The sequence below is a fragment of the Pseudarthrobacter sp. genome (assembly GCF_036675385.1).
In the GTDB taxonomy this organism is placed as follows: Bacteria; Actinomycetota; Actinomycetes; order Actinomycetales; family Micrococcaceae; genus Arthrobacter.
The window spans coordinates 1-13,483 of record NZ_JAKFFD010000210.1 but is presented as its reverse complement, the minus strand read 5'-3'; the positions used below and the strand labels follow the sequence as shown (position 1 = coordinate 13,483).

General features: G+C 66.2%; 13 protein-coding genes. 3 read left to right on the top strand and 10 right to left on the bottom strand.

All coding sequences use genetic code 11. From position 1 onward, the window contains the following. The first annotated feature begins 253 nt into the window (after nt 1–253). Complete coding sequence (locus V6M49_RS17525) at nt 254–520, top strand: hypothetical protein (protein ID WP_332762356.1); 267 nt, start codon at nt 254–256, stop codon at nt 518–520. Here the strand turns inward: V6M49_RS17525 and V6M49_RS17520 are convergent. The 10 genes from V6M49_RS17520 to V6M49_RS17475 form a co-directional block, all read right to left on the bottom strand. Continuing rightward, nucleotides 517–1,257, bottom strand: coding sequence for a DNA alkylation repair protein (locus tag V6M49_RS17520; protein ID WP_332762355.1), 741 nt, complete (start codon nt 1,255–1,257; stop codon nt 517–519). The two genes, V6M49_RS17525 and V6M49_RS17520, sit on opposite strands and share 4 nt — an antisense overlap. A 254-nt stretch (nt 1,258–1,511) precedes the next feature. Further along, entirely contained in the window at nt 1,512–2,477 is a 966-nt protein-coding gene (locus V6M49_RS17515) for an ABC transporter permease (RefSeq protein WP_332762354.1), read from the bottom strand. Further along, nucleotides 2,467–3,192, bottom strand: a complete 726-nt coding sequence (locus tag V6M49_RS17510; RefSeq protein ID WP_141141322.1) for an ABC transporter ATP-binding protein — start codon at nt 3,190–3,192, stop codon at nt 2,467–2,469. The genes V6M49_RS17515 and V6M49_RS17510 overlap by 11 nt, the downstream gene beginning before the upstream one ends. 37 nt (nt 3,193–3,229) lie before the next feature. Continuing rightward, nucleotides 3,230–4,366 (bottom strand): ABC transporter substrate-binding protein, encoded by a 1,137-nt coding sequence (locus V6M49_RS17505; protein WP_332762358.1) that lies wholly within the window; start codon nt 4,364–4,366, stop codon nt 3,230–3,232. Between the two features lie 112 nt (nt 4,367–4,478). After that, a complete protein-coding gene (locus V6M49_RS17500) occupies nt 4,479–5,645 on the bottom strand; it encodes an RtcB family protein (protein WP_141141323.1) in 1,167 nt (388 codons plus the stop codon). An 861-nt stretch (nt 5,646–6,506) separates the two neighbouring features. Beyond that, nucleotides 6,507–7,928 carry a sulfate adenylyltransferase subunit 1 gene (locus V6M49_RS17495; RefSeq protein WP_332762352.1) on the bottom strand — a complete coding sequence of 474 codons (1,422 nt, stop codon included), beginning with the start codon at nt 7,926–7,928 and terminating at the stop codon, nt 6,507–6,509. Further along, the gene (gene cysD, locus V6M49_RS17490; protein ID WP_332762351.1) at nt 7,929–8,876 is read right to left on the bottom strand and encodes a sulfate adenylyltransferase subunit CysD; all 948 of its coding nucleotides are present in this window, start codon (nt 8,874–8,876) and stop codon (nt 7,929–7,931) included. It lies immediately after the preceding gene. After that, on the bottom strand, nt 8,873–9,628 hold the full coding sequence (locus V6M49_RS17485) for a phosphoadenylyl-sulfate reductase (RefSeq protein WP_332762350.1): 756 nt from the start codon (nt 9,626–9,628) through the stop codon (nt 8,873–8,875). The genes cysD and V6M49_RS17485 overlap by 4 nt, the downstream gene beginning before the upstream one ends. Further along, entirely contained in the window at nt 9,625–11,370 is a 1,746-nt protein-coding gene (locus V6M49_RS17480; protein WP_141141325.1) for a nitrite/sulfite reductase, read from the bottom strand. The genes V6M49_RS17485 and V6M49_RS17480 overlap by 4 nt, the downstream gene beginning before the upstream one ends. Before the next feature lie 142 nt (nt 11,371–11,512). After that, nucleotides 11,513–12,247, bottom strand: a complete 735-nt coding sequence (locus V6M49_RS17475; protein ID WP_141141326.1) for a sirohydrochlorin chelatase — start codon at nt 12,245–12,247, stop codon at nt 11,513–11,515. A gap of 61 nt (nt 12,248–12,308) precedes the next feature. On the opposite strand from V6M49_RS17475, the gene V6M49_RS17470 reads away from it, so the two are divergent. Together V6M49_RS17470 and V6M49_RS17465 are read left to right on the top strand one after the other, a co-directional pair. After that, complete coding sequence (locus V6M49_RS17470; protein ID WP_141141327.1) at nt 12,309–13,019, top strand: trimeric intracellular cation channel family protein; 711 nt, start codon at nt 12,309–12,311, stop codon at nt 13,017–13,019. Nucleotides 13,020–13,032: 13 nt separating this feature from the next. Beyond that, entirely contained in the window at nt 13,033–13,461 is a 429-nt protein-coding gene (locus V6M49_RS17465; RefSeq protein WP_056344779.1) for a hypothetical protein, read from the top strand. Nucleotides 13,462–13,483: the final 22 nt, after the last annotated feature.

Sequence of the window (13,483 nt, the reverse complement as noted above, 5' to 3'; positions counted from 1 at the left end):
GCACGGGGCGGCCGAGCAGCCGCAGCGCTGTGGGGTAAATATCCTGAATTGCCATGAATCAACGGTAGGGCCGCGCCGTTTCACCAACAACGGCAGTGGAAACACCAGTTCACGTAAGGTAACCCTGCGTCACATAGGGCTGGGCCGCGTCCGGGCCGCCGTCGGGGGGCAGATTGGCCGTCAGGAACGATGCACACCCATCCGGACTCCGACGAAACGCTGTACATCCTGGCCGGCGAGATCCTGAATGAACATGGACGGCACGGAGCATCGCGTCGCCGCAGGTGGCGTGACCATTGCGCCGAGAGGTGTCCCGCACGCTTTCAAAGTCCTCCAGGAGGGGACCCGCGTGCTCTGCCTGCACACCCCCGGCGGCGCCCAGGCCTTCTACTTCGGCGCGAGCGAACCGCTCAATGACGGCGCAGGAGCAGGACTTGTGGACTTTGACCGCATCCGTGAGTCAGGGCAGCTGAATGGCGGCATCGAGATCGTCGGGCCGCCGCCGTTCCCTGCGGGTTAAGCCTTCTTCAGCCGCAGGTAGTGTTCCCGCGCCGGCTTGTCCAGGTGTTCTATCGCGTAGCGCAACGCCGTCCGCGGCATCGTGGCCGCGTGAACGTCGAGGAATTCCAGCAGCCGGGGCCGGTCGCTCCTGCCGGCGTCGCGGAGCCACCCGCCGGTGGCCTTGTGGATCAGATCCTCTTTGTCGTCCACGAGTAACTCAGCGATGGCGAACGTGTCGTCCACGTCGCCGGTCCGCAGAAACCACGACGTCGCTACAATGGCCGTCCGCCGCTCCCACATGTCGGCCGAGTGAGCCAGGCGGTAGAGGATGTCGCGGGGCTTGTCGGCCAGCCAGCCGCCCACAACCCGTCCGGCGCCAAGGTCCACGAGGTCCCAGTTGTTGATCCGGTCATGCCGGCGCAGGTACAGCTCGTAAAGACTTCGGCGGAGGTCCTCGCTGGCCTTTTTGCCCGACGCCTGGAGTGCCATGATCTTGACGGCGCCGGCCCTCGCTTCATGGATGTCCTGGTCCAGGAGTGCCTCGATCTGCGGTAGATCCATGGCGACGAACTCCTTGCCGAGGTCGAAGACCTGTCCCATCCGCACGCCCATGAAGAAGTCGCTTTCGGCATAGTCTCCCGGGCCCATCTTGAAGTAGCGCTCATACTTCCGTTGTTCGGCGTCGGACCGCAGCTCCTGCAGCCGGGCCAGGAACGCGGCTGCAGTGGGATGGGGCGCTGGAGATCCGGATGCCATGGCGCCAGTCTGCCAGACGCGCAGCCACGCCGTCGTGGGGCACATTGGCGTGGATTTAGGCGCAGACCATCCCAGACCGCGGCGTGTCCGTGTCAAAGTGCCCCAGTTCGGCGGGTCGCACCAACAGACGGCAGAGCCCGACGCCGGGACTCGCCGTCGGGCTCTGCCGGGCACCAAAAAACCAACGCGGGGTCAGATCCGGACCAATAGACGGTGGTTATTGGGCCGGATCTGACCCCGCGTTGGAGGGAGGGTTAGCGGGTGCTTCCCGAGAGAAGGCCGCGGCTGCGGAGGAGGCGCTTCTCGATCGGCGCGAACACCAGCAGTTCGATCAGGATGCCGACGGCCAGGATCAGCAGGATCGCGGCCATTACAACCGTCATGTCGGACAGGATCCGGCCTTGGTCAAGCAGCGAGCCGAGGCCGAAGCCGATGGTGCCGCCCACAGCGATGATTTCCGCGGCCATGAGCGACCGCCAGGAGAATGCCCAGCCCTGTTTGAGCCCGCCCAGGTATCCGGGAAGTGCCGCCGGCAGGACAATCTGCACGGCCATCTGGAAACGGTTGGCACCCAGGACCGTGCCGACGCGGCGGTACTGCGGCGGGATCTGGTCCACGCCGGAGATCAGCCCGTTGATGATGGACGGGATCGCACCCATAAAGACCACGAAGTAGACGGTGGCATCCGTGAGGCCGAACCAGATGATGGCCGCGGGCACCCAGGCTACGGACGGCAGCACCTGAAGACCGGAAATCAGCGGCCCGAAGGCACGGCGAAGCGGCGCAACCTGGGCCAGCAGCAGCCCCACCGGCGTGGCGATGGCAACGCTGATCAGGAACCCGACCAGCCCGCGCTGCAGCGAGGTCCACACCGCTTCCTGCAGCTTGGCCTCGCCCCAAAGCGCGCCGATCTGGCCCAGGACGTCCAGCGGACCGGGAACCAGGTCGCGGCGTTTGAGGCCCAGCGAGACGTAGAACTGCCAGACCAGGACAAGGACCACCAGGGCAGCGACGGGCAGGAGCACCCGGCTCCAGTCGATCCGGTTCTTGCGCGCGGCGTCGGACTGGAGCGAATCCAGCCCGGCCTCGAGCTCGCGCAGGTCCTCATGCCCGGTGGAAGTCCGGGTCAGGGCGGCGTGGACTTTGCGGGTTTCCGGCTTGGCCCCGAGAGGCTCTACCGCCGGTTCGGTCTCGGCGAGGGGCGTGGGGTTATTTGGCATGGCGGCGAATCTCCTCCCGCAGCCGGGCGGTGATGACCCCGGTCAGCTGTCCGGCCAGGCCGGCGTCGGTTCGGTGTTCCTCGGTGACGGCCCATTCCTGGACCACGCGGCCGGGCCGGGACGACAGCAGCAGCACACGCTGGCCCAGCCGCACGGCCTCGCGGACGTTGTGGGTCACAAAAACGATGGTCCGCCCGGTTTCCTTCCAGATGCGTTCCAGCTCGTCGTGCAGCAGGTCGCGGGTGATGGCGTCCAGGGCCGCAAACGGCTCATCCATCAGCAGCAGCTGCCGGTCCTGCGACAGGGCACGGGCCAGTGCCACGCGCTGGCGCATGCCGCCGGAAAGCTCGTGCGGACGCTTGTCCCCCGCCTCGCCGAGGTGCACCAGTTCGAGCAGCTCGTTGGCCTTGATCCGGCGTTCAGCCTTCCCCACACCGCGCAGCTTCAGGGCCAGCTCGATGTTCTCCCGCGCCGTCAGCCAGGGGAAGAGGGCAGCGTCCTGGAACATAAAGGCTGCTCCGTCGCTGGGTACTTCAAGGGCGCCCGACGTCGGGACCTCCAGTCCCGCCATGATGTTCAGCAGGGTGGATTTGCCGCAGCCGGACGCACCGAGGAGGGCTACGAATTCGCCCGCGCCGATATTGGCGTTGACGTCGTCCAGCACCGGGGCGCCGTCGCCGAAGCGCTTGCCCAGGTTTTCCAGTACGACTGGCATGGTCCCGTCCTTAAGTAGTTGGTGCGGTAGGTGGCGGTCAGTCCTGGCCGAGGCCGGCCGCGGAGACCCGTTCGGCGGTCCCGGTGACTTCGTTCAGGGCACGGAGGTCGAACAGTCCGGTAATGTCCGCCTGCTTGGTGGTGCCGGCTTTCACCCCGTCCTCGAGGAGCTTGGGGTAGGTTCCCGCGAGCGGATCCACCGTGAAAACCACGTTCTGCAGGGCTCGGTCAAGGACATCGGTGGGAAGCGCCGCGCCTGCCGATTCCTGCAGGGCGTCGTTGATGAGGCTTGTTTTCTCTGCTGCAGGCGTGTCATTCAGCCAGGCCACGGACTCCACGTGGCCGCGCAGCAGGGCTTTCACGGTGTCCGGGTGCGCGGCGGCGAACTTCTTGTTCACAATCAGGATGGTGGTGGGGAACTGGCCGGCCTTTCCGGAGAGCGAGCCGTCCCAGAGGTCCTTTTCGTCCACCAGGACCTTGGCCCCGGCGGTCAGCACCAAACGGGACGCCCACGGCTCAGGCAGCCACGCGCCGTCGAGCTTTCCGTCCTGGAACAGTTTCAGCGCCTGGGCGTTCTCCGTGGGGTTGATGGCGACGTCGCCGCTGCCGTCCACATTGGTTTTGTAGCCCTGCGAGCCGAGCCAGGCACGGAGCGCCACGTCCTGCGTGCCGCCGAGCTGCGGCGAGGCCAGCGTCTTGCCCTTGAGCTCGGCCGCGGAAGTGATCTCGGGACGCACAACCAGCTGCGCGCCACCTGCGGCGGCGCCCGCGATGACGCTCACGGACTCCCCCTCGCTCTTGACAAACGAGTTGATCGCGGGATTCGGGCCGATGTATGCCGCGTCGATGGCACCGGCGTTCAGGGCCTCGATCGCGGCAGGTCCGGCGTTGAAAGTTTCCGTGCTGAGCTTGGTGTCGCCCAGATTCCGGGCCAGGATCCCCTGCTTCACGCCCACGAGGGCGGGGGCATGGGTCAGGTTTCCGAAATAGCCCAGCTTCAGTTCTGCGGCCGGGGTGGGCGCCGGGATGGCTGCCTCTGCCGCCGTATTACGCGAAATGGACGACGCCACTACCGCGCCGGCGGCGATCAGGAAGACGAGCCCGATCGCCAGGGCCGCCTCGACGGCACGCTTGCGCTTGGGTACTGCGCTCTCGCCTGCCACGATGCGGGTCATCCCGGGCTTGGAACTAGTCATTGTTTCACCATAGGGAGTGACATAAACCCATTCAATGAAGCAGAAACGGGGGGTCACGCGGGTTCATGCAGCGTCACATTCCGGGCCCGATTCAGTCCCCCTTGACGTTGATCAGCTGCCGCAGTTTGTGCCGCACCTTGACCAAGTCCGCGGCGTCCCTCATCACCACATCGATCGGTTTGTACGCCGCCGGAATCTCGTCGATGAACGCCTCGGTGGCGCGGAACTCGATGCCCTGCATGGCCGTCTTCAGCTCGGCCAGCGAGAACGTTTTGCGGGCAGAAGTCCGGGAATACTCGCGCCCGGCCCCGTGCGGGGACGAGTTCAGCGAGACGGGGTTCCCCAGCCCCTCCACTACGTACGACGCCGTCCCCATGGACCCGGGGATAAGTCCCGGATCGCCGTGCTCGGCCCTGATCGCCCCCTTCCGCGATACCCACACGGACTTGCCGTAATGGGTCTCCTGCTGGGTGAAGTTGTGGTGGCAGTTAATCCGCTCGCGCTCCTTGACATGGCCGCCTACCCAGTGCCCGAACTGAGTAATGACGCGGTCCATCATTTCCTCGCGGTTCAGGAGGGCGAAATGTTGGGCCCAGCGTAGTTCCTTGATGTACCGGGCGAACTCGCTGGTACCCTCCTCCAGGTAGGCGAGGTCCGGGTCGGGCAGCCTGGTTCCGCGTTTGCGGTTGACCTGCTGGGCGACGCCGATGTGGTGCTGCGCGATCTTGTTGCCGACGCCCCGTGAGCCCGAGTGCAGGAACAGCCATACGGCGTCAGTTTCGTCGGCGGAGACCTCGATGAAGTGGTTGCCTGATCCCAGCGAGCCCAGCTGAAGCTCCCACTTGGCCAGATACTGGGCCGGGTTGAAGCCGGCCTGCGCCGCGAGCTTCCGGAGCTCGGCGAGGCGCGGTTCGGCGGTGTGCTGGACGCTCCGGTTGTTATGCCCGGCGGACAAGGGAATGGCCCGTTCGATGTCCTCGCGCAGCCGTTTGCGGTCCTTGGGCAGGTCCTTGACCGAGTACTGGGTCCGCACGGCGATCATGCCGCAGCCGATGTCCACGCCCACAGCGGCCGGGATGATGGCGCGCAGGGTGGGGATCACCGAGCCGACGGTGGCGCCCTTGCCCAGGTGCGCGTCCGGCATCAGGGCCAGGTGCGGGTAGATGAACGGCAGCGTGGATGTGGCCAGCGCCTGCTCCCGGGTTTTGGCGTCCAGGATCGATGCCCAGCTGATGAGCTTGGGGTTGATGGTTTCCACGCCGCGGCCTCCCACGGGGTTAGACAGCAAGCCTCAACGCTCCAGTGTCAGACCCCTCTGTAAGACTCCCCGATGTACTCAGCAACCAATATGAGACCGGGGAGATCAGACAAATGTACATCTGCGACTGTGGACGGACACCACCTGACGATTATGAATACTGTGGCTGCGGCCAAGCGATTCCCGCAGCAGAGCAAAACGCGCCGGAGCATGCTGTTTCAATAATCCAAGGAAGCAATAGCCGCGGAGTCCAAGCGGGTCGTGACGTGACTGCCCACCAGATCATCTTCGGGAAGGACCCGCTGATCCTTACGATCACAGAACTGCGATCGCACGACAGTCCCAAAAGCGGAGTATGCTTCCCGACAATTGGGTAGCCGCAGCTGCTTCGGTGTGCACAATCGCCACTTTCCTGCTCATGACTTTCGCTTGGAAACCTGAAGCAAGTCTGCTGTCGCTCATCCTTCCGCTGGCAGCAATGGTCAGTGCCTGCGTCCTTATGGCTTCGCTGTACTTACGTTTCGGACTACAGGCCGGGCGGCACATCGTACAGCCTTTTGGCTTGTCCCTGTCGATCTTTGAGAAGGCCAATGATGGGACAGTCTATTCAACCCGGTTAGTGGCCGAATGTCCGTGGTGCCGCTCCAACGGAATCGAAGGAAGGATGCATCTTCAGCGCCGAGACAACGCCGTCACCTGGGTTTGCCACCGAAACCAGACCCAGCACACAGCCCGGTTTGACCCGACGACAATTGGGGAAGCCAGCTAGTGGGGAAGCTGCAAGCCCAGGGACGGCTCTGCCCCGCATAACCGGCGTGGGGCAACACCGGTCATGCGGGGCAGGGCAGCTCAAGTGGAAACTCAGATCGAGTAGCGCTCGTCCTCATGGTCGCCCGGGTGGTCCTTGACGAGGCCCGCGGCCAGCGTGTTGCCGTCCAGGGGGTCGATGACAAGGAACGCGCCGGTGCGGCGGTGGTGCAGGTAGTTCTCCAGCGGCAGCGGCGCGGCGAGCCGGAGTTGCGCGTGGCCGATGTCGTTCAGCTCCAGGCTGGACGCGCCTTCGAGCTTGAACGTGGCCAGGTCCAGCTTGCCGCTGACGCTGCGGACCAGCGCCTGGACGGTGCGGGTGCCGTGCTTGACCAGCACCTTGGCCCCTTCACGCAGCGGCTTCGGCGACAGCCAGCACAGCGCGGCGTAGAGGTCGGCGGTGGACTCGCGGACGGTGCCGGCGGCGGCGATCGTGTCACCACGGGCGACGTCGAATTCCTCGGCCAGGCGGATCGCCACCGACTGCGGAGCGAACGCTTCCTCCAGCGACTCGCCGGCGAAATCAATGCCAATCACCGTCGTCGTGCGCGGAGCCTGTCCGGGGGTCAGCACTGACACTGAATCCCCCACCTTCACGGAACCCTCGGTGATCTGGCCGGCGTACGCACGGTAGTCACGGTAGGCCTCAACATCCAGGCCACCGGCAACGGCGTCGGGAGCCAGCGCACCCTGCGGCCGGATGACCAGCTGCACGGGGAAGCGGAAGCTCTCCAGCTGAGTGTCGATCTCGTCGGCGGCCGGCAGGGTCTCGAGGACCTCCAGCAGGGCCGGGCCGTCGTACCAGGGGGTGCGTTCGGACCGGTCCACCACGTTGTCGCCGTCGAGGGCGGACACCGGGATCACCAGCAGGTCATCGATGTGGTCCGCGCTGCCCAGCTCGGCGGAGCCGATACCCAGTTCGCGGGCCACCTGCTGCACGTCGGCCTGGATCTCACGGAACACGGACTCGCTGAAGTCCACCAGGTCGATCTTGTTCACGGCCACAATCACGTGCGCCACCCGCAGCAGCTGCAGCACGGACAGGTGCCGGCGCGTCTGCTCCAGGACACCCTTGCGGGCGTCAATGAGTACGACGACGGCATCCGCCGTGGACGCGCCCGTCACCGTGTTTTTGGTGTACTGGACGTGCCCGGGGCAGTCGGCCAGGATGAAGCTGCGCTGGTCCGTGGCGAAGTAGCGGTAGGCCACGTCGATGGTGATGCCTTGCTCGCGCTCGGCGCGCAGGCCGTCGGTCAGCAGGGCCAGGTCGATGCCGCCTGCCGCGCCGCCGAAGCCGCGGTCGGCTGAGGTGCGGGCAACGGCGTCGAGCGTGTCAGCAAGAATCGCCTTGGAGTCGTGCAGGAGGCGGCCCACCAAAGTGGACTTCCCGTCGTCGACCGATCCGGCGGTGGCGAACCGGAAAAGGGTGGTGGGCAGGGCTGTTTCCAGCTCGGCGGCCAAGGTGTCGGTGCTCATTTAGAAGTAACCATCCTTCTTGCGGTCTTCCATGGCTGCCTCGGAGATGCGGTCATCTGCACGGGTGGCGCCACGTTCGGTGATGGTGGAGGCGGCAACTTCGATCACGACGTCGCTCACGGTGGCTGCGTCCGACTCAACCGCACCGGTGCAGGACATGTCGCCCACGGTGCGGTAGCGGACGGTCTTGACGATGACTTCCTCGTGCGGCAGCGGCTGCGAAACTTCGCCCACCGCACGCCACATGCCGTCGCGGGCAAATACTTCCCGGTCATGGGCGTAGTACAGGCCCGGCAGCTCGATGTTCTCGCGTTCGATGTAGCGCCAGATGTCCAGCTCGGTCCAGTTGCTGATGGGGAACGCGCGGACGTGCTGGCCCACGGTGTGGCGGCCGTTGTAGAGGTTCCACAGTTCGGGGCGCTGGTTGCGCGGGTCCCACTGGCCAAATTCGTCGCGGAGGCTGAGGATGCGCTCCTTGGCGCGGGCCTTGTCCTCGTCACGGCGGCCGCCACCGAAGACGGCGTCGAACTTGTTCTGCTGGATGGCGTCCAGCAGCGGGACGGTCTGCAGCGGGTTGCGGGTGCCGTCGGCACGCTCGGCCAGCTCGCCACGGTCGATGAACTCCTGGACGGAGCCAACGACCAGCTTCAGGCCCAGCCGCTCCACGGTGCGGTCGCGGAAGTCGATGACCTCGGGGAAGTTGTGGCCGGTGTCCACGTGCAGGACGGGGAACGGGACCTTGCCCGGCCAGAACGCCTTGGTGGCCAGGTGCAGCATCACCACGGAGTCCTTGCCGCCGGAGAACAGCAGCGCGGGCTTTTCGAACTCGGCCACGACTTCGCGGATGATGTGGATCGCTTCGGACTCGAGGGTGTCCAGGCTGGAGAGGCGCGTAGATACGGCGGCTTCAGTCACCTGGGTGGTCTCCTCAGTTAGGAAAGTGCTCATACGTGTAGTCCGCATTCTGTCTTGTCGGTGCCTGCCCAGCGGCCGGCGCGGGGGTCGTCTCCGGGCGCCACCTTGCGGGTGCAGGGCTGGCAGCCAATGGAGGGGTAACCCTGGGAAAGCAGCGGGTTGACGGGTAGGAGGTTGTCGTCGGAGTACTGGACCAGCTGGTCGAACGTCCAGGCGGCCACCGGGTTGACCTTGACGAGGCCGTTGACCTCGTCCCAGGTCACCAGCGGGGTGTTCGTCCGGGTGGGGGCCTCGTCGCGGCGGACGCCGGTGAACCAGAGTTCGTAGCCGGCCAGGGTGCGGCGCAGCGGGGCCACCTTGCGGAGGGCACAGCACTGGGCGGCGTCGCGGGCAAAAAGATCCTTGCCGAGGAGCCGGTCCTGCTGTTCCACCGTGTTCTCGGGAAGCACGTCCACCACGTTGACGCGGAGGTTCGCGGCCACCTCGTCACGCGTGGCGTAGGTTTCCGGGAAGTGGTAGCCGGTCTCCAGGAACAGGACGTCGACGCCGGGCATCTGGTCCGCGACCAGAGCCGGAAGGACGGCGTCGGCCATGGAGCATGCGACGGCGACCGCTGAGAGGTCGAAGTTGCGCTCCACCCAGGCGATCACGTCGCGGGCGGGGGCGTCCCAGCCGAGCTCGGCAGCGCCGGATTCGGCGATGATCTTCAGCTCGTCGTGGGTGCGGAGTGCCGGGGTTTCGACAGGCTCAACCACCGGGTCGACTCCCAATGCGTGCTTGCTCACTGGAGGGCCTCCTCGTCTGCTGCGTGGGCCCATTCGGCGAAGGTCTGGCCTTCGGAACGCTGGGCCACGAACGTGCGGACAACGCGTTCCACGTAGTCCGGCAGGTCCTCGACGTACACCTTCAGGCCGCGGACGGTGCGTCCCAAACCAGCCTCTTCGCGGCTGTTGGAAGCCAGCCCGCCGCCCAGGTGAACCTGGAAACCCGGGGAGGGGTCGCCGTCGGGCGTTGGCAGCATCATGCCCTTCAGGCCGATGTCCGCGGTCTGGATGCGGGCGCAGGAGTTGGGGCAGCCGTTGATGTGCAGGGACAGCGCGTGCGGCAGTTCGCCGGACTCCGCGAGGTCCGCCAGGCGGCGTTCCAGGTCAGCGACGGCGGTGGCGGCCGTGACCTTGGTTTCCACGATGGCCAGCTTGCAGTATTCGATGCCGGTGCAGGCGATGGTGCCGCGGCGGAACACGGACGGGCGTGCGGAGAGGCCCAGGGCGTCCAGCTCGGCAACCAGCGGTTCCACGTGGTCCTTGGCAACGTCCAGCACTACGAGTTTCTGGTGCGGGGTGGTGCGCAGGCGGTAGGAGCCGCGGGCCTCAAGGGTATCCGCGAGCTTGATCAACTGGGCGCCGGACAGGCGGCCGGCCAGCGGGGTGGCGCCGATGAAGAATTTTCCGTCCTTCTGCTCGTGCACACCGATGTGGTCGCCCGGCGTGGTGGGCTTGGGCGCGGCGGGACCGTCGGCCAGCTTGTAGCCCAGGTATTCATCCTCGAGGATCTGGCGGAACTTCGCCGGTCCCCAGTCGGCCATCAGGAATTTCAGACGGGCCTTGGTGCGCATGCGGCGGTAGCCGTAGTCGCGGAAGATGCTGGTGACGCCGAGCCAGACTTCGGCGGCTTCCTCGGGCTTCACAAAGGCACCGAGGCGCTTGCCGAGCATCGGGTTGGTGGACAGCGCGCCGCCGGCCCAGAGGTCGTAGCCGACGCCGAGCTCGGGGTGGCGGACGCCTACCAGGGCGAAGTCGTTGATCTCGTGGACCACGTCCTGGCTGGGGTGGCCGGTGATGGCGGTCTTGTACTTGCGCGGCAGGTTGGACAGCAGCGGGTTGCCGATGAAACGCTCGCCCAGCTCCGCGATGAGCGGCGTGGGGTCGATGATCTCGTCCTTGGCGATGCCGGCCACGGGCGAGCCCAGGATGACGCGGGGCACGTCGCCGCAGGCCTCGGTGGTGGACAGGCCAACACCCTCAAGCCGGTTCCAGATCTCGGGGATGTCCTCCACCCGGATCCAGTGCAGCTGGATGTTCTGGCGGTCCGTGAGGTCGGCGGAATCCCGGCCGAAATCAACGGAAATCTGGCCGATGACGCGCAGCTGCTCGGTGGTCAGCGCCCCGCCGTCGATCCTGACCCGGAGCATGAAGTACTTGTCTTCCAGCTCGTGCGGCTCGAGCGTGGCGGTCTTGCCGCCGTCGATCCCGGGCTTGCGCTGGGTGTACAGGCCCCACCAGCGGAAGCGGCCGTGCAGGTCCTGGCTGGGGATGGCGTCGAAGCCTTCCTTGGAGTAGATGGTCTCGATACGCTCGCGCACGTTGAGGCCGTCGTCTTCCTGTTTCCAGGTTTCGTTGGCGTTCAGCGGGGTTTTGCCGTCCACTTTCCACTGCCCGTGCGGCTTTGCAGCAGGGCGGGAGGCACGCGCGGGGCGTTTGGCGGCGGCGGGGTCCACGGACGCTCCGGCTAGAGCTGTATCAGTCATGCATCGACTGTAGGTGCCCGCCGAAGCGCGTCACAAAGGTCCGGAAACGGGAGGTCACCTAGGGAAACAATTCGTCACGAACCGCCGAAGAGCCTTGAAGAAGGCCGCCCGCTGTGCTTGGTGGCGGTTGCCGTACGGGCGGCTATTGACCGTGTACGACGGCGGCGTCGAACCGTTCCAGGGCGATCTCGGCGAGCACCGGGGACGGCAGCAGTGGTTCCGTCACGAGATCGGCGCCGGCTTTGGCCAACTGGTCGTGGAAGAACCCCGGCGCGAGGAGGTAGGAGGCAATCACCACGCGGCCGCCGTCGTCCACGGCCCCCGCGGACTCCCCCGCCCCGGCGCCCCCGGCCAGTTCCAGCCGAAGAATGGCGACGGCGTCGGGCACGGACGGCTTCGCAGAGGCACCGTACGCGGGCAGAATCCGGTTGCGCCGCAGCGCCCTGAGCTGGTCGGCGAGCTCTTCTACGCTGGCGGCGGCGTTGGGATTGGAGGACCCGGCGGCGGCGAGGACAATCGCGTCGCGGTCCGTGACGCCGGCCTCCCGGAGGCGCTGGTCCAGCAGTGCCGCGAGCCGCGGGTCCGGGCCGAGCGGCGCTGCGGCGAGGCTGCCCGGACGGCTTTTCACAGCCCGGGCGATGTCCACCTTGACGTGATATCCGACGCTCAGCAGCAACGGCACGACGACGGCCTTGTCCTCTTCCGGCAGGCCTCCCACCACGTCCACGAGGTCCGGCTGCTGAACGTCCACGTAGGCCTCGCGAACGTCAAGGCCCGGGCGCAGGGCGGCGATGTTTGCGCGCAGGGCGTTGACCTCCGCGGCGCCCTGAGTGCTGGACGTCCCATGGGCGCAGGCGATCATGATCGGGTTGTTCATAGGGGCTAGCGTAACGTTGGAGCCGCCCTGTCCGCCCACCATGAAACCGCCGGGACCCCTCATGACATTGCCGTTCGACACATTGCCGTTCGGCATCGACCTTGTATGGCTTGACCTGGCCGGGGTCTTCTTCTTCGCCGTCTCCGGGTCCCTGTTGGCGGCACGGAAGCAGTTCGATCTGGTGGGGTCGCTGCTGCTGGCGTCACTGGTCTCCCTCGGCGGGGGCGTCATCCGCGACATCATCCTCAACACCACCCCGGCGGCCTTCTCCAACCCCGCCTATTTGGTGCCCCCGGTTCTGGCCACCGTCCTGGTGTATTTCCTGTACTCCAGCGTGCAGCGGTACACCTCGCTGCTGGTGCTGTTCGACGCCGGCGGGCTGGCCCTCTTCTGCATCACAGGAACGCTGAAGGCCCTGGCCCTAGGGATGAATCCGGTGGCCGCCATGCTGCTCGGCGTCACCACGGCCGTGGGCGGCGGCCTGCTGCGGGACATCACCGCGAACGAGGTGCCCCAGCTGTTCAACCCCCGCGACCTCTACGCGCTGCCGGCCTTCAGCGGGGCAGCGTTGACTGCTCTGCTCTGGGTCACCGGGGCCTTCAACGTGCTGACAGCATGTGCGGTGGCGGCCGTGGTGTTCGCTTTCCGTGTGGTTGCCTGGCGCCGGTCCTGGTATGTTCCGCTCGCCGTGCACGGCTGGCACCGGCGGGGCTCCGGCGGCGGGAGCCCCGGTGGCGGCTTCGGCAGCGGCTCGGGAGCAGGCCGCAGTTAGTTAGGATATGAGCATGACTGACATGTTCCTCGAGAAGTTCCGCGCGCTTGTTCCGACGTATCTCGAGGACGAATGGCAGGAAGAAGATGGCCTGCCCGCGGACGAACTGGACGCGGCCCTCGCCGAGCACCAGTTCCAGGTTCCCCTGGTCCTCCGCGAGTTTTACCTGGCGGTGGGCGGCTGCGAGGACATCATGGAGGCCTACCACTACTTCTGGGATCCCGAAGAGCTGGAAGTGGATGACGAAGGCTTCCTGATGTTCCTTGAGGATGAGGAAGAACAGTTCACCTGGGGCTTCCGCGTAGGCGACCTCGGCATTCCAGACCCCATCGTGTACCGCCGCAACAACGCCCGCGGCCAGTGGAAGAGCGAAGAAGGCACCTTCTCCGAGTTCGTCTTCGACATGTTCGAGTGGGCCTTCAACGACGAGGAAGAAAACTAGGGTCCTCCCGCCCTTCCCGCCG

Bases quoted from the DNA above. Each gene is read 5' to 3' on its own strand.
- V6M49_RS17525 (WP_332762356.1), top strand. From the start codon at position 254: ATGGACGGCACGGAGCATCGCGTCGCCGCAGGTGGCGTGACCATTGCG.
- V6M49_RS17520 (WP_332762355.1), bottom strand. From the start codon at position 1,257: ATGGCATCCGGATCTCCAGCGCCCCATCCCACTGCAGCCGCGTTCCTG.
- V6M49_RS17515 (WP_332762354.1), bottom strand. From the start codon at position 2,477: ATGCCAAATAACCCCACGCCCCTCGCCGAGACCGAACCGGCGGTAGAG.
- V6M49_RS17510 (WP_141141322.1), bottom strand. From the start codon at position 3,192: ATGCCAGTCGTACTGGAAAACCTGGGCAAGCGCTTCGGCGACGGCGCC.
- V6M49_RS17505 (WP_332762358.1), bottom strand. From the start codon at position 4,366: ATGACCCGCATCGTGGCAGGCGAGAGCGCAGTACCCAAGCGCAAGCGT.
- V6M49_RS17495 (WP_332762352.1), bottom strand. From the start codon at position 7,928: ATGAGCACCGACACCTTGGCCGCCGAGCTGGAAACAGCCCTGCCCACC.
- cysD (WP_332762351.1), bottom strand. From the start codon at position 8,876: ATGAGCACTTTCCTAACTGAGGAGACCACCCAGGTGACTGAAGCCGCC.
- V6M49_RS17480 (WP_141141325.1), bottom strand. From the start codon at position 11,370: ATGACTGATACAGCTCTAGCCGGAGCGTCCGTGGACCCCGCCGCCGCC.
- V6M49_RS17475 (WP_141141326.1), bottom strand. From the start codon at position 12,247: ATGAACAACCCGATCATGATCGCCTGCGCCCATGGGACGTCCAGCACT.
- V6M49_RS17470 (WP_141141327.1), top strand. From the start codon at position 12,309: ATGACATTGCCGTTCGACACATTGCCGTTCGGCATCGACCTTGTATGG.
- V6M49_RS17465 (WP_056344779.1), top strand. From the start codon at position 13,033: ATGACTGACATGTTCCTCGAGAAGTTCCGCGCGCTTGTTCCGACGTAT.